Origin of the sequence: Ruegeria sp. A3M17 (genome assembly GCF_003318255.1) — a bacterium.
In the GTDB taxonomy this organism is placed as follows: Bacteria; Pseudomonadota; Alphaproteobacteria; order Rhodobacterales; family Rhodobacteraceae; genus Ruegeria.
On record NZ_QOCF01000036.1, the window covers coordinates 84,186 to 102,693 of the forward strand.

The 18,508-nt window shown below is 53.5% G+C and carries 16 protein-coding genes and 2 pseudogenes; 10 read left to right on the plus strand and 8 right to left on the minus strand.

Going from position 1 to position 18,508, the window contains the following annotated elements; genetic code table 11:
- Positions 1-17 precede the first annotated feature (17 nt).
- The 5 genes and pseudogenes from DS906_RS20595 to DS906_RS20615 all read right to left on the minus strand — a co-directional run bounded on the left by DS906_RS20595 (position 18) and on the right by DS906_RS20615 (position 4,471).
- Positions 18-869 (minus strand): annotated as a pseudogene (locus DS906_RS20595) (IS110 family transposase).
- Positions 870-1,178: 309 nt separating this feature from the next.
- Complete coding sequence (locus tag DS906_RS20600) at positions 1,179-2,201, minus strand: adenylate/guanylate cyclase domain-containing protein (RefSeq protein WP_113791930.1); 1,023 nt, start codon at positions 2,199-2,201, stop codon at positions 1,179-1,181.
- A gap of 3 nt (positions 2,202-2,204) precedes the next feature.
- The gene (locus tag DS906_RS20605; RefSeq protein ID WP_113791931.1) at positions 2,205-2,564 is read right to left on the minus strand and encodes a group 1 truncated hemoglobin; all 360 of its coding nucleotides are present in this window, start codon (positions 2,562-2,564) and stop codon (positions 2,205-2,207) included.
- A 159-nt stretch (positions 2,565-2,723) separates the two neighbouring features.
- The gene (locus DS906_RS20610; RefSeq protein WP_113791932.1) at positions 2,724-3,554 is read right to left on the minus strand and encodes a class I SAM-dependent methyltransferase; all 831 of its coding nucleotides are present in this window, start codon (positions 3,552-3,554) and stop codon (positions 2,724-2,726) included.
- Between the two features lie 77 nt (positions 3,555-3,631).
- Complete coding sequence (locus DS906_RS20615) at positions 3,632-4,471, minus strand: alpha/beta fold hydrolase (protein WP_113791933.1); 840 nt, start codon at positions 4,469-4,471, stop codon at positions 3,632-3,634.
- 254 nt (positions 4,472-4,725) lie between these two features.
- Between DS906_RS20615 and DS906_RS20620 the strand changes: the two genes are divergently transcribed.
- From DS906_RS20620 to rlmF, 3 genes and pseudogenes are all read left to right on the plus strand, one after another.
- The gene (locus DS906_RS20620; RefSeq protein WP_233494867.1) at positions 4,726-6,963 is read left to right on the plus strand and encodes an ATP-binding protein; all 2,238 of its coding nucleotides are present in this window, start codon (positions 4,726-4,728) and stop codon (positions 6,961-6,963) included.
- The gene (locus DS906_RS20625) at positions 6,956-7,669 is read left to right on the plus strand and encodes a response regulator (protein ID WP_113791935.1); all 714 of its coding nucleotides are present in this window, start codon (positions 6,956-6,958) and stop codon (positions 7,667-7,669) included. The genes DS906_RS20620 and DS906_RS20625 overlap by 8 nt, the downstream gene beginning before the upstream one ends.
- Before the next feature lie 583 nt (positions 7,670-8,252).
- A pseudogene (gene rlmF / locus DS906_RS20630) lies at positions 8,253-9,179 on the plus strand (23S rRNA (adenine(1618)-N(6))-methyltransferase RlmF).
- A 144-nt stretch (positions 9,180-9,323) separates the two neighbouring features.
- Here rlmF and rsgA read toward each other — a convergent pair.
- Together rsgA and DS906_RS20640 are read right to left on the minus strand one after the other, a co-directional pair.
- A complete protein-coding gene (gene rsgA / locus DS906_RS20635; RefSeq protein WP_233494868.1) occupies positions 9,324-10,358 on the minus strand; it encodes a ribosome small subunit-dependent GTPase A in 1,035 nt (344 codons plus the stop codon).
- A 372-nt stretch (positions 10,359-10,730) separates the two neighbouring features.
- The gene (locus tag DS906_RS20640; RefSeq protein ID WP_113791937.1) at positions 10,731-12,131 is read right to left on the minus strand and encodes a PLP-dependent aminotransferase family protein; all 1,401 of its coding nucleotides are present in this window, start codon (positions 12,129-12,131) and stop codon (positions 10,731-10,733) included.
- Between the two features lie 89 nt (positions 12,132-12,220).
- Between DS906_RS20640 and DS906_RS20645 the strand changes: the two genes are divergently transcribed.
- The 3 genes from DS906_RS20645 to DS906_RS20655 are packed head-to-tail and all read left to right on the plus strand — an operon-like array spanning position 12,221 to position 14,698.
- The gene (locus tag DS906_RS20645) at positions 12,221-13,411 is read left to right on the plus strand and encodes an MFS transporter (RefSeq protein ID WP_113791938.1); all 1,191 of its coding nucleotides are present in this window, start codon (positions 12,221-12,223) and stop codon (positions 13,409-13,411) included.
- A 28-nt stretch (positions 13,412-13,439) separates the two neighbouring features.
- The gene (locus DS906_RS20650; RefSeq protein ID WP_113791939.1) at positions 13,440-14,156 is read left to right on the plus strand and encodes a type 1 glutamine amidotransferase; all 717 of its coding nucleotides are present in this window, start codon (positions 13,440-13,442) and stop codon (positions 14,154-14,156) included.
- Entirely contained in the window at positions 14,153-14,698 is a 546-nt protein-coding gene (locus DS906_RS20655) for a pyridoxamine 5'-phosphate oxidase family protein (protein ID WP_113791940.1), read from the plus strand. Before DS906_RS20650 ends, DS906_RS20655 begins: the two co-directional genes overlap by 4 nt.
- 336 nt (positions 14,699-15,034) lie before the next feature.
- Here DS906_RS20655 and DS906_RS20660 read toward each other — a convergent pair whose 3' ends face one another.
- Positions 15,035-15,517: an Lrp/AsnC family transcriptional regulator gene (locus DS906_RS20660; RefSeq protein ID WP_113791941.1), complete on the minus strand. Its 483-nt coding sequence runs from the start codon at positions 15,515-15,517 to the stop codon at positions 15,035-15,037.
- Positions 15,518-15,653: 136 nt separating this feature from the next.
- Here DS906_RS20660 and DS906_RS20665 point away from each other — a divergent pair, with 136 nt between their 5' ends.
- From DS906_RS20665 to DS906_RS20680, 4 genes are all read left to right on the plus strand, one after another.
- On the plus strand, positions 15,654-16,076 hold the full coding sequence (locus DS906_RS20665) for a LysE family translocator (protein ID WP_113791942.1): 423 nt from the start codon (positions 15,654-15,656) through the stop codon (positions 16,074-16,076).
- 185 nt (positions 16,077-16,261) lie between these two features.
- On the plus strand, positions 16,262-16,669 hold the full coding sequence (locus DS906_RS20670) for a DUF2000 family protein (protein ID WP_113791943.1): 408 nt from the start codon (positions 16,262-16,264) through the stop codon (positions 16,667-16,669).
- On the plus strand, positions 16,662-17,090 hold the full coding sequence (locus tag DS906_RS20675) for a MaoC/PaaZ C-terminal domain-containing protein (RefSeq protein ID WP_158541352.1): 429 nt from the start codon (positions 16,662-16,664) through the stop codon (positions 17,088-17,090). The genes DS906_RS20670 and DS906_RS20675 overlap by 8 nt, the downstream gene beginning before the upstream one ends.
- Before the next feature lie 38 nt (positions 17,091-17,128).
- Positions 17,129-18,115: an NAD(P)-dependent alcohol dehydrogenase gene (locus DS906_RS20680; RefSeq protein WP_113791945.1), complete on the plus strand. Its 987-nt coding sequence runs from the start codon at positions 17,129-17,131 to the stop codon at positions 18,113-18,115.
- Positions 18,116-18,508 lie beyond the last annotated feature (393 nt).

An 18,508-nucleotide genomic window follows, 5' to 3' on the forward strand; every position in this document is an offset into this window, starting at 1 on the left:
ATGAGCCAAACACTCACTTAGTTTACGCCGCTCTTGGTTCCAAAAACTCTGACGACGGACATGTTGGCCATTGCCACCGTCGCCAGTCTCGGTGATTTTAGCTCCAGCAGAGCGACGGCCCATGGATCAACGCGGTCTGGATTGACCTTCATTTGCCTGAGACGCGACGTCATGCCCGCCACCAGCAAGCGTCTTACATACCTGTCGCCCATCTTTGATATCCGCCCAAGACGCGCCTTGCCGCTTGATCGGTTGAGCGGTGTGAGCCCCAATCAGGCAGCAAACTCTCGACCGCTGCGGAACTGATGCCCGTCACCAGCGGTCGCGACGATGGCCGATGCGGTGATCGGACCGATCCCTGGGATTGTTCTCAGCAACATGACCCGAGGGTCTTTGCGCGCTTCTAGCTGCATGCGTTTCTCATACCAAAGGATGCGCAGGTGTAGAGCAACTATCTGGTTGCTCAGCTGGGTTCGTTGCCGCACGACCATGTCACGGGCACGGTGTAGGAATAAAACTCCCTGCTGTTTCTCGGTCTTGATCGCGACAAAACGCATCGTCGGGCACGTGACTGCTTCACAGATAGCCTCAGCGTCAATGGCATCAGATTTGCCACGTTTGACATAGGCCTTCACGTACATCGCAGGCATGAGGCGAACCTCATGACCCTGTATCTGAAATTGCCGCGCCCAATGATGGCTCGACCCACAAGCCACCATGCCAATGAGACACGGTTCCAGCTTCTCGAAAAACGCCAATAGTTGCGCACGCCTCAAAGACCGATTGAAGGCGACGGTTCCGTCCGATGTGATCCCGTGTACTTGGAAAATGTTCTTGGCCAGATCAAGGCCGACTGTTGTAACCTGCATGGGGTGGCTCCTTTCCTAGCAGTCATAGACAACTGCAGTATGGCGCATTGCGACGCCGATGGAGCAGGAGCCATCCACCCCATCTCCTTAGGGCCGCACCGCAGCGACGTGGAGTATAGATCAATGTCCGCAATGCGCCGAAAGCCGACCTTGCAAAGTGTAACGAAACTCTGGTGCAAATCTTCAGTTGACGACTCCAACGCTGCATTGCCGGTAATTGTTCTGAGTCTTGGTGTTCGCTCCACGAAAGCTGTGGAGGTTTGTTAGCGGAACTCGCTCAATTATCGACAGCATTACTGCCATAGTGGCTCAATTCCGGTCTGACAACTGCCACACCTCCCGTGCACCGAAACCTCGGATTGTCCTTGACCCAATTTTCTCAAGATCAAACTGATCTTTGAGTACATCTGCTACTTCGTGTTGAACACTGATCTCCATTGGATCAGAAAACTCCTGAAGTCGGGTCGCAAGGTTAACGGCTGGGCCGAAGATATCGTAGACGTACTTTTGAATTCCGACCACAGATCCAACAACTGGGCCAGAGGACAAGCCGATACGGCATTGCCACTGATGCGGATGACTAAGGTTGCGTCTGGTCAGGTAGCGCACAAATCGAATGGCAGTGTTGGCAACCGCCTTTGCGTGATCTGGCGTTGGATCCGGCAAACCCGCAACAGTGATATAGGCGTCACCGATGGTCTTGATGCGTTCACAGCCGAATTGTTCGCCGATACGGTCAAACGCGCTGTAAATATCGTTCAATTCAGTGACGGTAACGCTGGGATCTTGCGAAGCAACCATTTCCGTAAACCCGACAAAGTCGAGCATGAGAACGGACACAGGATCATACAGTTGCGGTGTGACAACGCCGAAGGTCTTGTACTCTTCGTAGACAGAACGGGGCATGATGTTGAGCAGGAGTTTTTCCACCTGCTCTTTTTCCCGTTTGATCTCGCGGGTGTTCCGTTCGACCATCATCGAGTAGGAATCAATCATGGATTCCAATTCCTTGATGCGTGTTATGTTCTGACAGACAAGAACAAGAACGCCTTCGTTCGCAGCCGTGAAATCAAGCGCGATAACCAGCGTTCTACGCTTCCTTTTGAACCTGATTTCAGAGGTGTATCGCCCACTATCTGCCAGACCGTTCTGCATTTCGTTAACATCCAAGTCCGGGAAAAGCTGCTGCAGCTGGCCTGGTTGACTTTCACTACTGAACCATTCGTCGAAGGTATCATTACTGAAACTGAACTGGAACGTTTGCCGGTCCAATAGCGCAACACCAACACCAATTGCGCGCAATAGCTGTTCATTAATCGCTTCTATGGTCATGGCTCACCCGACAATCAATGGGCGGCGATTGCCGAATTCTGTGGCGACCACGTCAACATCGTCGGCAGCCATACCGTGTTCCAAGAGTGTGCGCCGGAGCACGGTTTCGAGCTCGTCGAAATGTGCGTGGCTGATCTCAAGATGCGAATGCAGATGGCGTAGCTGCTTGTCCGTGTAAGACGCTGGTCCACCAAGCAAGGTCGCGATGAACTTGGTCTGGTGGTCAACGATCCGAGACATATCCACGTCGTCAAAAAACGGGCCGATCTCATCGCTGTCCAGTAGGGTGGTATAAAATGAGAGCACGATTTTGCTGACTTTGGAAAAGCCTCCGTACTTCTCATACAGTGTGCGTTCAGTCATCCAAAAACCCTTTCAAACACAGTAAATTCACAAAGGCGCTCAATCTGCCGAGGTTCAAAACCGCGCCTTAGATCAGTTCAAACCTGCCAGCTGCTAAAACAATAATTCGACGCCCTTCGGATCGTGTGCCGAAGGGCGTCATAGATACATCGCACCACTTTAGAGACGCGCGACTATGATCTCAGCATATTCAGAAGCGATACACACAGAGTCGTTGGTCGAAATGTCAAACTTCTCGATGAGTGCCAGAATATCGCCCCGCAATGCCGTCTGTCCGGCCGCATCAAGCGCTTCGAATGCCTTCTGCATTGGGCCATAGAATGTGCGGAAGTATTCCAGGAAGTGATCAGCAGAGCGATAGCGGAACATAAAGTTCTTGCGTCGGAACGAGGAGATTTCGCAATTGTTGCCAAATGTTTCGTCAACCCACTCCCGGCTTCCCCACAAAGCCGGAGAGTTTACACCAGCAGGCGGCGGAACATGCTTTCCAATGGTCTTGAAAAGCTGGCCGATGAAGCTTTCTGGCGTCCAATTGGCCATGCCGATCTTGCCGCCAGGTTTCACCACCCGCTGAAGTTCTGCAGCGGATTGTTGTTGATTTGGCGTGAACATCACCCCAAATGTTGACACAACCGCGTCAAACGACTGATCCGTAAATGGGAGGTCTTCGGCGTCTGCAACCTTGTAGCTCACGAACAAACCTTCTGCCTTTGCGCGTTGGCTGCTGGCCTCTAGCAGTGCCTCTACGTAGTCCGTCGACGTGACGTCGCAGAAGCGTCTGGCAAAGGCCAATGTTGCATTGCCATTCCCGGCCGCCACATCCAGAACCTTGGCATCCGGGTTCATGGCCATCGCTTCGGCAAGCTCTTCTCCGGTGATCTGCAGGGTTACGCCGACCTTAGCATAATCCCCGGATCCCCAGGCGACGTTTTGCTTCGCCTTGATGGCCAAGAAGTCAGTCGTTTGATTAATAGATGTTTGAATGCCCATGTTTCATATCCTTTGAGGGTTTTGCTGGGTCGTCACCAGCGATTTCAATAGATGCCGCATTCTGTGAATGCAGCGGGTTATGCAGCTACCAGACCGGGCCAACCACAGGTCACGATTGGTCTTTCGACGCTGTTCAAGTGTTCGAGTATTCTTGAATTGACCCATTCGGGCTGGAAGATCGGCGCCATATGTCCAAGTTCTGGCAAGAGCGCGAAACGCGACTTGGGTAACGCTTTGGCAATGACCGCAGACACGTGTTGTGTAATTTCCGGAGATTCCATACCCGTCATCACCAGTGTTGGTACGTCGAGCTCGGACAGGTCCTTTAAGTCCCAGGTTTCCGCAATGCCGTTGGCAAAATCAGTCATGACCGAAGAGATCATACCTGCAAACCGTTGCTTGGCCGAGGTCGGCAGGTTGCTCCAGAATCCTTCACCGTTCCAGAAGTCCAGAAAACGCGCCATCCCTGCAGCTGCATCGCCCTCCGCAGCCGCGGCCGTCACCAGCCCCGATACGAATTGGATCTGCTGGAACAGGCGCTGGCCTGTGCGGTTCCCGTGCTGAAGAAAATGAAATGCTGCGGGTTCATAGACAGTCAGGCTCTTTACAAGATCGGGGCGCATCAGCGCGACTTTAATCGCAACTCCGCCACCGTTTGAGTGACCAACAAGGTGAACAGCGCATCCGATTTTTTCAATTTCCCGGATGACTGCGGCTGCGGAAACCGCAGCTCCATTTTGCGACAGATCACCGGTCAAGGGTGCGCGACCATAGCCAGGAAGGTCGAACGCAATGACAGAAAATTTGCCGTTGAAGTCTTCTTCCAGTTGGGTCCATTGACCGCTGCTTGATGCAGAAGAATGCAATGCAACAATTGGCGCATTGATATGTTCTGTTGGTTGGAATGAAATCGTCATAACTCATAACTCACTTGCGTTTGTGATGAGAAATTACTGACACCCCATTGTTTCAATGTAATGTCTGACGGGCGACCAAAGTGTTTCAGTTGTAGTTGTGTGAAGCGCTTCACACAAACGGCTACCAGCCTTTAAAATATGGGAAATTGCAGCTTGATCTAGGCTAAGAGCGATCCTTGTGAAACAATTGAAACACTAGAAGCTGATTTTGAAATGGCACTGAAACAATGATATCTTAGAAAATCAGGATGACGATGGACATGGCGAACGGTTTTGAAGAAATCGAGAGGGCGCGAGATCTTCTGCGCGATGCAATCGAGTCTCTCAAGGAAGGGTTCGCCCTTTATGATGACGACCGTCGTCTTGTGATGTTCAACCAGCAATATGCTGAGATGAACAAGGGTGTTGCCGATTTACTGGAGCCCGGTCTGGACTGGGAGATACTGATGCGCGAGACGGCGCGCAGGGGTATCTATGCCGATGCCATCGGCAATGAACAGCAGTGGGTTTCTGACAGGCTGGCCAATGGTGTCGAATTTATCCAGGATTTCGAGCTGACCGAGACAGACGGGCGAACTTATCTGGTTTCCGTCCATCCCACACAACTAGGCGGCTTTGTTGTTACCCGCGAGGATATCACCGACAGAAAACAAGCAGAGGTCGAAGAACGCGACGGAGACCTTCTGATTAGAAAGGTGCTGGATGCCAGCTCCGCTGTGGTGACAATGGCGCGAATTGGTGACGGCCAGATATTGTACCGTACACCTGCAGCCCTTCAAATGTTCGGCCCCTCCAAGTCTGCTAAGGAACATTATGTCAATCCAGAAGAACGTGCAGACTTCATAACGCTGCTATTGGCAGATGGGCGGGTTGATGACTTCAAGCTTGATCTGCTCAATGCCAACGGAAACATATTTCCCGCCACTATTTCTTCACAACTTGTCGATTATAAAGGCGAAGAAGTCATTGTAACCAGTATCATTGACTTGACCGTCCAAAAAGAAGCGGACGCGCTTATCAGACAGGTGATGGAGGCTTATCCGGCGGCCATTAACATGACGAATGCCGAGACAGGGAAGGTTCTGTTCGCCACCCCTGACACCGAGGCGCTCTTTGGCCCTGCCGATTGCTCCAAGTCTTATTATGCGGATCCGACTGAACGGGAACGCTATTTAAAGGACCTTTGGAAAGCTGGTTCGCTCAAGGATCGGCGGATGGAATTCATCGATGCGAATGGAAGAAGGTTCTGGGGCGCTGATTCTTCGCGCCTTATCAAGTTCAACGGTGAAGAGGTCATCGTTTCCAGCACACGTGACTTAACCGACGAATTGGCAATCGAAGACGAGCTTGAAAAACAAAGAGAGTTTCTGTTCCAGAATGAAAAGATGTCCGCGCTCGGAGAGTTGCTCGCCGGTGTAGCACATGAGCTTAACAACCCGCTATCTGTCGTTGTGGGGCATTCTCTAATGCTGAAAGAGGAAGTTACCGATCCGAATTTGACCACCAGGATTGAAAAGATCAGCAATGCTGCCGAACGCTGCGCCAAGATCGTCAAGACATTCCTTGCAATGGCACGCCAGCAACCAAGCAATATTGAACCGGTCGATCTTTCCGGAGTGATTGAAACGGCCGCTGACGTGGTTGGGTTTGGCAGCAAGTCAGGGGAAATCAGCATTAGGCAACATCTTCCGGCAAATTTACCGCCAATCGCTGCGGATGCCGATCAGATTACGCAGGTCATCATCAATCTCATCATCAACGCTGAGCAGGCAATGACGTCATCTGGTCGCGGCGACCTTATTGAGTTGTTGGCCGAAGCAAAGCCTGACACAGGCATGGTGGAAGTGACGGTCAAGGACAATGGTCCCGGAATTCCCAAGGGCATTCGCGCTCGTATTTTTGAGCCATTCTTCACCACCAAGGAAGTCGGTGAGGGAACCGGGATTGGATTGGCATTCTGTCACAGGATCATTCTTTCTCATGGCGGCCAGATCAGGCTCGACCGGGCCGACAATTCCTGCACCTGTTTTCGGATCGCACTGCCCGCGGCCGATGGTTTAAAATCAGAGGTGGACGAGCCGGTTGAGCCGATCTCAACCGCTGCAGACCTCAGGGCTTTGGTCGTGGATGATGAGATTGAAGTGGGCGAGTTGAATGCTGAGATACTCAGAAAAGAAGGGTTCGAAGTTGATTTCGTCTTGTCAGGCGAAGAGGCAATAGACCGGCTTCGTACCCGAAAATACGACATATTCCTGAGCGATTTGAATATGCCGGGTGTCGATGGGCGCCAAATCTATGATGCATTGGTGACCCATTTCCCAGAAATGTTAAACAGAACGGCCTATATTACGGGTGACACGATGGGACAGAGTTCTCTGGGCCTCCTAAGAGACTCCGGTTTGCCCTATCTGGAAAAACCCGTTTCCCCTTCAGACCTTAGAATTCTTGTCGGACAGTTGCTTGCCGATCAGAAGGAAGCCTCAGATGGATAATCAGAAAACCCACATCCTGGTTTGCGATGATGAGATCGACGTGCGCGAAATGCTTCAGGAATATCTTGGTAAACGTGGGTTCAAGGTGTCGGCAGCCTCCGGCGGAGAAGAACTCCGGGAGAAACTTTCTGTAAACACAGTGGATGTCATCATCATGGACATTAACATGCCCAAGGAAGATGGTCTTTCAATTCTGACATCTCTTCGCCCAGAGAATACAACGCCCGTCATAATGCTCACCGCCGCCGGTGACGCGATTGATCGCGTAATAGGTTTGGAAATGGGGGCGGATGACTATCTTGGCAAACCCGTAGATCTTCGAGAGCTCGAAGCCCGGATAAAAGCAATACTCCGAAGGGAATCCATAAACACAAAGGCGACCACAGGAAACTCTGACGGGAACGAGGTGCCTTTCGGAAACTTTACCCTAGACAGAGAAGCAGCAAAGCTTCTTGCGGCCGATGGTTCTGAAGTCCAGTTGACTGCGATGGAATATAGCCTGCTCAAGGTTTTTGCGGAAAATAGGGGGCGTGTTCTAAACAGGGATCAGCTTTTGGAACAGGCGCATGACCGCACTTGGGACCCATTTGATCGCAGCATAGATATCAGAATATCTCGATTGCGCCGAAAGCTTGAAGCTAATCCTGAAAAACCGGAAATAATCCGAACCGTACGTGGCATCGGATACCTGTATGATCCAAAGTGATCGCCTCCTAGTATGATCGTGCTTAATCCTGATCAAATGAAGCTTAGACTGCCTGAAGCATTGGAGCGAACTTCGTTTCTAGTCCGGATTTGTTGGACCTGAAGGGAGTTTGTAGCGTATGGGATGCGTCGGTTTGGTCTAGGAGATCCTGAATTTCAAGGATATTGGCGTTCCACCTAGCGTAAAGATTGGTCATGTCTGTTTCGGGCTGGTACTTGACATTGATTTAGGAAGGTTGAACGGACAGCATTGTCCCTCAATGTGTCAGTTCGACCATCCGCCGATTTTGCGGGTGCAGCGAACGGCGGCAATGCGGGCTGCGACCGCAGTATCGCGATCAGCGGCTGGATGTCAGCTCTGGGCCGGGTAGACGGACTCACCTATTGGATCAGCGAAATGCTGCGCGTTATAGAAAGTCAGCTTCGAGACCAAAATACAGATGCAGCACACGAAATGAACGGTCGGGGCGTCGCATCAGCGGAGGATCCGCACCGCTCCACATTTTACTATTTGTCTATAAGGGCCTAAAAGCAACATATCGTCTGGCGAGTGACGTCCACCAAATTGTAATGAGGGCGTCCCCATGACCACCAAGACGAAGCTGCACTCCCGCAATCAACACTCACGAGGTTACGATTTCGAGCTCTTGACGGCGCAGACGCCTGAGCTTGAGGCCTTTACAATCCAAAGCCTAGCCGGTCAGGCGACGATTGATTTTCAAGACGTGCAGGCCGTTCGTATGCTTAATCGGGCGTTGCTAAAGGCGCATTACGATATTGATTTTTAGGATATTCCTGCCGGCTATCTATGCCCACCAATCCCCGGCCGCGTCGACTACATCCACTATCTCGCGGACTTGCTGGCTGGCAGCAATAACCAAGAAATCCCGCGGGGGCGTCATATCAAGGCATTGGACATCGGCACCGGTGCAAGCTTGGTATATCCCCTTACGGGCCAGAGCGAATACGGCTGGCACTTTACTGGCGTCGATATCGACGCAGGCGCGATCAAATCGGCAAGGCAAATTTGTGAATTAAACAAGTTGGAAATTACCCTTAGGCGACAAAGCAAAGCTGTGAATATCTTTCGCGGCGTGATCCAGCCCAACGATGCTTTTCACGTAACCATGTGCAATCCGCCATTCCATGGGTCTATCGAGAAAGCGAAAAAGGGTACCCAACGCAAGTGGGCGAACCTTGGCAAGGGGCGTTCAACCAAACTCAACTTTGGTGGTCAAAACGCTGAACTTTGGTGTCCCGGTGGGGAGATAAAGTTCCTCGCCCGTATGGTTGAACAGAGCATGGAGTTCGCCGACCAGTGCCTGTGGTTTACTTCGTTGGTGTCGAAAAAAGATAACCTCCAGCCCCTCAGCCGAATTTTGGGAAAAGCCAGGATTGCTGATTGCAAAGTCGTCGAAATGGCACAGGGGCAAAAAACCAGTCGTTTTATTGCCTGGACTTACATGAAGAAAAATGAGCGCTCTTCTTTTGCGAAGAAAGCTCGGACATAGGACCCCTTTGTCGAAGTCCTGTAGGGGAGACAATGTCTGCACGGTGAAGCAGCATCGCAACATTCCAGGACACCAAGGATGCCTGGTCTGCGCTGTGAGAGCTCGATCTCGGCGAAACACAGGTCGTGCACAGTAAGAAAGGACTCAGTGTCGCCTGCCACGGGTGTTTGGGGCCAAGTAGCCACGAGCCCTGGATTCAGAGCGGGTGTTGCTGCGATTTTCCTCGTGTAGCTTTCGCCACCGGCCAAGTCGAACTGGGTTGATCAGCCCAGTCGCAACCGCAGCCTGAACCTCACAGCCCGGCTCATGCGCGTGGGTGCAATCCCGAAAGCGGCACTTGGGGGCAAGCTCAGTGATCTCCGAGAACAGCATGTCCAGACCTGCCCGGACATCGCTGACATGCAGCGTACGCATTCCCGGCGTGTCAATCGCCCAACCACCGCCTTCGATGGAGTGGAGAGAGCGCGATGTCGTTGTGTGACGTCCCTTGGCATCGTCTTCCCGAATGCCGCCAGTAAGCTGTGCGTCCTCAGCTGGCTTGGCAGCAAGGGTGTTAAGCAGAGTTGACTTCCCCACCCCGGATGATCCAACAAGAGCAATCGTCTGCCCCGATTTGCACCACGGAGCCAAAGCCACCACGGCATTTCGGGTTTTTGCGTTCAAAGCAACGACGGCCACTCCGCGCTGAAGGTCTTCTGCTTGCTGCCGGTAAGGTTGCACATCTGGCGCTTGATCGGCTTTCGTCAAGACAATCACCGGGGTCGCGCCAGCCTCATTTGCAAGGGCCAGGTAGCGTTCCAGCCTGGCTTGATTGAAATCGTCATTGCAGGAAGTAACAATGAAAAGCGTGTCCACGTTCGCGGCAATCAGTTGCTGGGTCCGAGCACCCTCGGTCCAACGCTGCAACAGGGTACGTCTTTCCAAACGGCGAAGGACTATGTGAGTTGCAGGATCCGCCAAGATCCAGTCCCCCACGGCGAAATCTGCCGTAGTAGTTTGGGCGGGCAGGTTCAGCTTCACTGGGCCGATTGCAGATACAGCAGTCATACGAGATCGGTGGACAGTCGCAATGCGCATCCGGGCAAGACCCGTCTCGTCAGCTCCCAGCTGGTTGCCAAAGAACTGAGACCAGCCGAGATCGACCAAAGACAGGGGTGATTGAACAATTGAATGTACCACGGTGACCGTGAATGGCCGCGGTCTCAGGGAAAAGCAACCCATTCCGGCCAGATCTATTGCCGCTTGGCATCCTTACTTGATCGCTTCCACGTTGTCAGAAAGGAGTAACGCCACGCCTCACACTCCGATCAACTGTAATTGGCAAATGCTGCAAGACCACGAATGGCAGGAATGCGTAAGCCACACCGCAGCGTGGGCCGACCGAATGGGCTTCTCTTTTGGGCCGTCCGCGAGATTCGTCTGAGTTGGGGCAGGGGGCAATGCTGCACCGCCTCTGATGACCGCCTTGAGCCCAGTTTTGCATTATGCTGCAAGCGGCACCAACGGCTTTTATCCGCGCAAAGCTGACCCTGGCCGAAGCAGTGAATCCCATTAACCAACAGATTTTGTGATACACGTTTTCAACTTCTCAAGCGCACTATCAGCCTCATCTTCGGTATATCCGCAAAACCCCAGAGCCAGCCCATTCATACTATATGGCTTGCCAGAAAGTGCAGATAGCGGCTGAACGGCAATGCCTGCATCAGACGCTCTGCACGCGATGGTTTTGTCTGACAACCCGTCATTCAAGTGAAAGGCGATATGCATTCCGGCCTGATGATCTTCGAATGTGCCAAACATAGCAAATTCGCGGGACAGTTGGTCCACCAGATGCTTTCGCCGTTCCCCATAAACCCGTCGGACACGGCGCAGGTGGCGGTAGAACTCGCCTGATGTCATGAACTCCGCCAGTGCCTGTTGCGGCATGTAGCTGGCCTTGACGCCGGAGCGTTTGATGGCAGCGCGAAAGCGGTCCAGCAGTATGTCGGGGACGATCAAGTAGCCAAGCCGCAATGCGTTCGAGAAAATTTTGGAGAAACTACCGACATAGATGGTCCGGTTCATCCGGTCGAACCCGGCCAGCGCCGGAATGGGCCGCCCGGCGTAGCGAAATTCGCTGTCATAGTCGTCTTCGACGATCCACGCACCAGTGGATTCCGCACATTGGATGAACTCCAGCCGCCGCCCCGGAGACATCGCGCCGCCAAGCGGGTATTGGTGTGAAGGGGTGAGTACAACAAACTTCGGTGTGCCTAGGGGCAATTCAGCACCTTGGTCGTCGATCTGCATGTAAACGGATTTCAGACCGCGCATCTTGGCGAAATGACGGGCGGGCAAATAGCCGGGGCTTTCGAGGCCAATCTGGTCTCCGGCCTCGGCCAGGACGGACATGCAGATTTCCAAGGCATCCGCCGAACCCGCCGTTACGATGACCTGATGGGGCGCGGCGTCGATGCCCCGCCATTCCGCAACATGCGCCGCAATTGCCTGTCGCAAGGCGGGATTGCCGAAGCTTGTTCCACCGGCCAGCATTGCTTCGGGATTCGTGCGGCAGACGCGGGCAACGGATTTGGCCCATTGTCGGTGGGGGAAGAGGCGTGTGTCAGGCTGGCCGATTTCGAAGGGAATGGGCGGGAGTGCTGTGTCTTCGGCGGGGCGGATTGAGGGCACGGGGCTGGGATTTGGCTCGGTTTCGCTGATCGTGCAGACAGCATAACCGGAGCCTTGCCTGCTTCGCAGATAGCCTTCAGCCACCAGTTGTTCATAGGCCGTGACTACGGTGGATCGCGACACGCCCAGTTCGGTCGCAAAAACCCTTGTGGCTGGTAGAGCGGTCCCTTCGGTCAAGCCTCCGGACACGACGCGCCCACGTATCGCCGCGCAGATTTGCTCGAAGACGGGTATCTTCGCAGAACGGTCAATCGAAAAGGCGAGCCATGAGGTTTGCTGCAAATTGGTATGCCCATTTTATTCGATATTGGATGTTAAGAAAAAACCAAATCCATGGCAAGGACGGCTAACTTAGCAAAGGAGTTTGGCTGATGTCCCGTCCGATTCTGTTTACTATCTTCTATATCGCGGTCTTCCTGCAGGCGGGCGTTTACGGGCTGACCTTCATGCTGCCGCGCTTGTTCGAAGGCTTTGGGGCCAACGAAAAGGTCGTTGGCGTGATGCTCTTCATCACAACAATTATCACCCTGATCGCCGTCTATTTCGCCGGCCATCTGTCAGACAAAATCGGCCGGATGCGAACGCTTTCTCTGGCCGGTTTGATGATCGCAGCATCACTGGCATCGTTCGGGGCCGCCACCGGGGTTGGCTTCCTGCTGGTCTTCGCAAGCGCAGCGCTCGGTGCTGGCTGGGGGCTAACCTATGCTCTGCCTCCCATCGTCCTGACCCGCCTGATTGATCCTTCAGAACGGGTGCGCTTTTTTGCCATGCTGACCATCGCTGTCATGGCTGGGTTTGGCCTGTCACCGGTCATGGCCTCGATGATGGAAAACGCCGGCCTGACCGTGAATGACGCTTTCTTTGTCACTGCCGGATTGTGCCTTGTCTCTGCCGGGTTATTTTTTGCCCTGACCGGTCCGGTGCGCCGCCATTCCGAGGCCAAGGGTCCTGAGGCGCGGTCATCCCTCACCCTGTCCAGTGTCGTGGCCATCTTGCGTTCGCCCGCGCGGCTGCCGGTGATCATGGTGTGCCTTGGGGCGGCGGTCTTTGCAGGAATGAACAATTTCCAAACAGTTTTTGCCGATGAGCGCGGCCTCGACTATGCTGACTTCTTCCTTGCCTACACCATCACCGTGATCCTCTTCCGCGTGCTTCTGGCGCGGTTCAAGGGCGGGACCAATCCCTATATGACCATCGCTTTGCTTCAATACGTGATGTTGGGTTCCGTCGTGCTGTTTCTCCTCAGCGGAGGCAACCTGTCGCTCTACCTGCTCACGGCCATTCTGTTCGGCATTGGGTACGGCGTCAGCTATCCGATCCTTGCTGCAATGGCGGCCAATGACGCAGATCCCGACATCCTCCCACAAACCCTGCAGGTCTTCGCGCTGACTTATTTCATCGGCATCTTCGGCTTCCCACTGGTAGCAGGCTGGATGATCGTGGAGATGGGCAGCGCCGCTTTGCTAATACTCGCCGCCGCCATGGCCGGTGTCGAGGCGACGATGGCCCTGGTCCGAGCAATCTCCGTGCGGACCACCGCAACCTGCGAGCCCACAACTTGAATCCCGAGGCAGCAAAAAGGTGAAACATATGAGACTTCTTGTCTTTCAGCATGTCGATTGCGAGCATCCAGGTTCCTTACGACGCTTTCTCGCCCGTGACAGCATTGCATGGGACGCGGTGGAACTGGATGAAGGAGAACCGATCCCTGATCTGAATAACTATGATGCCCTCTGGGTAATGGGCGGCCCGATGGATGTCTGGGATGTCCACGAAAATCCTTGGCTCATTCTCGAAAAGGCGGCTATACGCACCTGGGTTCGCGACATGAAGAAGCCTTTCCTTGGGCTTTGCCTGGGTCATCAGCTCTTGGCGGACGCATTGGGCGGTACATGTGGGCCACAGCGCCCGTCAGAGATCGGCGTGCTGGATGTGGAACTTACTGCCGAGGGTGAGGAAGATCCGTTAATGCAGGGGCTGCCGGTGAAGCAAAGATGCCTCCAATGGCATTCCGTTCAGGTTGCGCAGGCGCCTGAGGGTGCGGCCATTCTGGCCCGTTCACCTACTTGCCCGGTCCAGGCGATGCGCGTGGGTCACAATGCCTGGTCGATGCAGTATCATGTCGAGGTAGAGCCCGATACCGTAGATAACTGGGCCGCGATCCCGGCTTACCACCAAGCGCTGATTGTCGCTCTGGGAGAAAACGGTGTTTCGGACATGCACGCCGCAGCAACGGCGGCTATGGACGACTTTCTTGGGGCAGCCGAAATGCTTTACGTCAACTTTATGAAATCGGTACGGTTATGAGTAAGATCGCGGGCGGTGTGTCTCACCCAAGCCGAGGCGGCGTGGAGGGGCCACTTGCAACGAACGATTTCACAGTCGCCGAAACAAACCGCGTCCGACGTGGCCATGAACACGCTGACGACAGCCGTGAAACAGCATTTGGTATTCTGGACAGCGGCCATCTGTGCGATCTGTCCTTCATACTGTACGGCACGCCAGGGGCGCTGCCGAAGCTCTATTGGCTCAGCGGAGAGCATATCTATTGGCACGGTTCCTCCGCCAGCCGAGCTATCCGGGAAATGGCAAAGGGCGGTTCCGTGTGCCTCAATGTCTCGCACCTTGATGGCCTGCTGTTGGGTCGTTCGGCCTTTCACCATTCCGCAAACTACCGCTCGGTTACGATCCATGGTGCCGCAGAGCCGGTGGCCGTACGCATCTTACGATTGCCGATTGAAACCATGGCCGCCAAGAGCCGCTATGATATATCCATCGGCGGGTTGCTGGACCGAAATGAAAGGATTACGCAAAGCGACTTTGCGGAAGGAACGGATAATCCCGCTTGAACCGGTTCCTGATACGCAATCTCCAATGGGACTGAAAGTCCCAAATTATTTGAATGTCTGACGTCAGCACCAATGGGACAGTTTAGGTCGATTTGATAAGAGAGGGTTTCTGGCTCATCGTAACCGCCAAGGAGTGGAGATGAGAAAGAAACCCGGAACCAAGCAGAGCCACGGTGAGAAGGTCGTAAAGGACATTCACCGCACGCGCAAAATTTTAACATACCCGTACTCACCGGTCGCAGACGATGCGGTCATTTTGTCGATATGCCGACTTCCGCTTCTCACGCATGGCGAAGACGGCGTTTCAAATTTGCCGCTTACTGAGGCCCAACCGCATTAGCCACGCTGGTCAGTCAATTCGAGCGTTTCTGAAAGGTCGCGCTGCGCAACGCTTTCAAAGACGATGGATGTTTCTATCCGGCTGATTTCCTCGCGAGACGAAAACCGTTCGACCACCAGCCGATGTAGGTGCGCGGTGTCTGTTGTCAGAACCTCCACGACCGCGTCAAAACGGCCAGTGATCATCCATCCGGCGCGCACTTCTGGAGTTATGAGAACCTCCTGCAGAAATCGATCAAGATCGGTCTTTCTATGTTCTGCCATTTGAACGAACAGCAATGCCTTTAGTGAGAGACCCAAGTGCTCCAACTGAATGTCGGTGTAGGCCCCCGCAATCAAGCCGCACTCCTGCAGACGCTTTAGGCGTTCGTGAACACTTGAGGCTGCTAAACCAACCTCGCTTGAGAGCTCTTTGTTAGTCATCCGTGCATCGTTCGACAAAAGTGCCAAAATTCTGCGATCCGTTCGGTCAATGTCCATTATTTCTCACCTATACCGAAGTACCTTCGATAACCTTCCACCTTACCGAATGATATACGGATTCTTGCACACAATACAGAACAAAATGTCGTAGCACGTCACATGAAACGAAACACTTTTTGTAAGGATCTCGGATATGGAACTGTCGGCATTCTTTCTTTTTGCCCTCATCGCATCAGTGACGCCGGGCCCCTCCAATGTTCTGCTAACAACCATTGGCGCTAGGATGGGTGTAGTGCGTGGGATACCCGCATTGCTAGGGACTGCGTTGGGGACAGGATTGGTCCTCTTTATCGTAGGATTTGGCCTTGGCGCCGCAATCCTCGAAAACAAACTTTTGCTTGCCACGCTACGCATTACCGGAATGGGAGCCATACTTTGGCTGGCTTGGGTTATTGCCAGCGCCCCGGTTTCAAAAGACACAGCTCGATATGCCCGTGAGTTCGAATTTGGCCTCATGCCTGCTCTTTTGCTTCAATGGGTCAACCCGAAAGCGTGGATTGTATCGGTCTCTATTGTTGGAGCGTTCATGGTGTCGGAGGGTTCCGCGTTCTACTAAGCCGCGACGCTGAGTACGGTTTTTGTCATTGCCGCCGTTGCGGGCTGTTTTCCCTGGCTTGCCAGCGGTGCAGCGATGCAGACACTACTACAAAACCCAAGGGTTGCCCGGATGTTCAACATGGCGCTTGGCCTCGGCCTCGCAGTGTCGATGATCATGCTAATATAAGAAGGAAACACGAGAGTATGTTTGATACCAAGATTGCCATCATTGTCCGAGATGATCTCGCCACCTGGCAGAAGCTGAATGTAACCGCCTTTTTGATGAGCGGCATTGCTGGCGCCAACGCTGACATCATCGGTGCGCCCTATAGGGACCGTGACGGTAACTTCCACCTTCCGATGTCTGTTCAACCGGTGATCGTTTTGTCTGGCGCGGCCAATGTGCTGGCCAATATCCGCAATCGCGCTCGGGACCGTGGCGTCGAAACCGTGGCGTATGTCGAAGAGATGTTTGCCACTGGTCATGATGACGCCAACCGGGCCGTTTTTGCGGAACATGGCCCTGATGAGCACAACACCGTCGGCATTGCCCTTCGCGCAGAGAAAAAAATCGTCGATAAGATCACCAAAGGAGCCAAGATGCATGGTTGAGACCGAAGGACTTGCGGTCGGACAGTCGATCTCCAGTGGGTCAATGCGACTGACCAAAGATGCTGCGATTGAGTTTGCAAGAGAATTTTATCCTCAGCCAATGCACATTAATGAGATTGCGGCGGCGGGTAGTTTCTTCGGATCGCTTGTCGCCAGCGGTTGGCACGCGCTTGCGATCACCATGCGCCTGGCGGTCGAAGCGCGCCCCTTTGGCGATCAACCGTTGATCGGAGCGGAAATCAGCGACATTCGCTATACCAAACCGATCCCGCCGGAGACGTGCCTGTCGGTGCGCATCACCCATGAAGCGATCGAGGAAGATAAAGGGAAATTCGGGTACAGCATCCTTCGGGTGCTCACTCTAGATGCCGACACCGAAGTAGTCCTCATCCGCCAGAAATGGCGCATGCTACGTACTTGAGTTTTACAAGCAGTAGATCAAGCGGAAGGACAGCTCGGATGCGTGCCTATGCAAATACTGAGTACGGGCCGCCGGAAGTTATAAAAGTCGTAGAACTTCCCAAACCCGATCCAAGACCAAACGATGTCCTGATCAAGATCCACGCAACAACAGTTAGTTCCGGAGACTGGCGTGCCCGCTCGCTGACTGCGTCCCCAGGAATGGGATTGATCATGCGGTTGGTCTTCGGGGTTTTCGGCCCGAGAAAACAAGTACTGGGAACCGAGCTCTCCGGCGTGATTGATGCCGTCGGGGATGAAGTCACTAGAATTGAAGCCGGACAAGAAGTTGTTGGCTTTCCGGGCGGAAGTTCGTTTGGCGCATATGCTGAATATGTTCTGATGTCTGAGAGTGGAAACATTGTCCCAAAACCGAAGAACCTGAGTTTCGAGGAAGCAGCCGCAATCTGCTTTGGTGGGACGGCGGCCTATGACTTTCTTAACAACAAAGGGAAATTGAAAGCCGGTGACAATGTGCTGGTCAACGGTGCCTCTGGGTCAACAGGAACCGCATGTGTTCAGATTGCCAAGCATTTTGGTGCGGAAGTCACTGGAGTGTGCTGCGCAGGAAACACAGATTTAGTTCGAAGCATCGGCGCCGATCATGTGATCAACTACAAAAGTCGCGAATTCACCAAAGAGGATGCCGGCTACAACATCGTCGTGGATAACGCTGGAACGGCCCGTTGGTCGCGCGTGCGACACATTCTGAAGCCGAAGGGTCGGCTGATCATCATTTCCGGAAGCCTGCTCGATGTTTTGTTTGGCGGTTTCCATGCTCGACTAGGTGGAAGACGAGTCATTGGCGGCGTATCGTCGGAGTCCTCTGAAGTCGTCCGTAACGTTGTTGAAATTGCGACGTCTGGCGGCCTTCACCCCGTCATTGATCAAACGTACGGATTTGATCAGATGGCAGAGGCCCATCGGTATATCGATACCGGTCGAAAGCGCGGCAACGTTGTCGTCGCATTGAATTCCGATAGGTGAGGCAAGCGTCGTTCGTCCCATGACAATCGACGAACGTGTGAGCCAAACTAAGGGGTCTCATGAGATTTACACCCGTCCACGCCGCAGCAATGTAGGCTTGCACACCGCTTGTAGTTGAGCCTCGCTTTGCCCAAGTGAGGACGGCCCGTTGCGGATGAGGTGGGTGGCTCCTGCTCCACCGGCATCGAATGTGCCAAAGTGCAGTTATCATCGACTGCTAGGAAAGGAGCCACCCACTGACAGTAAAAACCGTAGGCTTGGATTTGGCCAACGATGTTTTTCAAGTGAACGGTATTTCTGGGAATGGCCGGGTCATCTTCAACAAAGCCATCAAGCGCGCAAAATTGCTCCGCTTCTTTGAGACGCTTCCGCCTGGATGTGTCGCAAACTTTG

Coding starts and splice junctions, on each gene's coding strand:
- DS906_RS20660 (WP_113791941.1), bottom strand. CDS start 15,517: ATGGACATTGACCGAACGGATCGCAGAATTTTGGCACTTTTGTCGAAC.
- DS906_RS20680 (WP_113791945.1), top strand. CDS start 17,129: ATGCGTGCCTATGCAAATACTGAGTACGGGCCGCCGGAAGTTATAAAA.
- DS906_RS20645 (WP_113791938.1), top strand. CDS start 12,221: ATGTCCCGTCCGATTCTGTTTACTATCTTCTATATCGCGGTCTTCCTG.
- DS906_RS20610 (WP_113791932.1), bottom strand. CDS start 3,554: ATGGGCATTCAAACATCTATTAATCAAACGACTGACTTCTTGGCCATC.
- DS906_RS20655 (WP_113791940.1), top strand. CDS start 14,153: ATGAGTAAGATCGCGGGCGGTGTGTCTCACCCAAGCCGAGGCGGCGTG.
- DS906_RS20675 (WP_158541352.1), top strand. CDS start 16,662: ATGGTTGAGACCGAAGGACTTGCGGTCGGACAGTCGATCTCCAGTGGG.
- DS906_RS20620 (WP_233494867.1), top strand. CDS start 4,726: ATGGACATGGCGAACGGTTTTGAAGAAATCGAGAGGGCGCGAGATCTT.
- DS906_RS20615 (WP_113791933.1), bottom strand. CDS start 4,471: ATGACGATTTCATTCCAACCAACAGAACATATCAATGCGCCAATTGTT.
- DS906_RS20605 (WP_113791931.1), bottom strand. CDS start 2,564: ATGACTGAACGCACACTGTATGAGAAGTACGGAGGCTTTTCCAAAGTC.
- DS906_RS20650 (WP_113791939.1), top strand. CDS start 13,440: ATGAGACTTCTTGTCTTTCAGCATGTCGATTGCGAGCATCCAGGTTCC.
- DS906_RS20625 (WP_113791935.1), top strand. CDS start 6,956: ATGGATAATCAGAAAACCCACATCCTGGTTTGCGATGATGAGATCGAC.
- DS906_RS20670 (WP_113791943.1), top strand. CDS start 16,262: ATGTTTGATACCAAGATTGCCATCATTGTCCGAGATGATCTCGCCACC.
- DS906_RS20600 (WP_113791930.1), bottom strand. CDS start 2,201: ATGACCATAGAAGCGATTAATGAACAGCTATTGCGCGCAATTGGTGTT.
- DS906_RS20665 (WP_113791942.1), top strand. CDS start 15,654: ATGGAACTGTCGGCATTCTTTCTTTTTGCCCTCATCGCATCAGTGACG.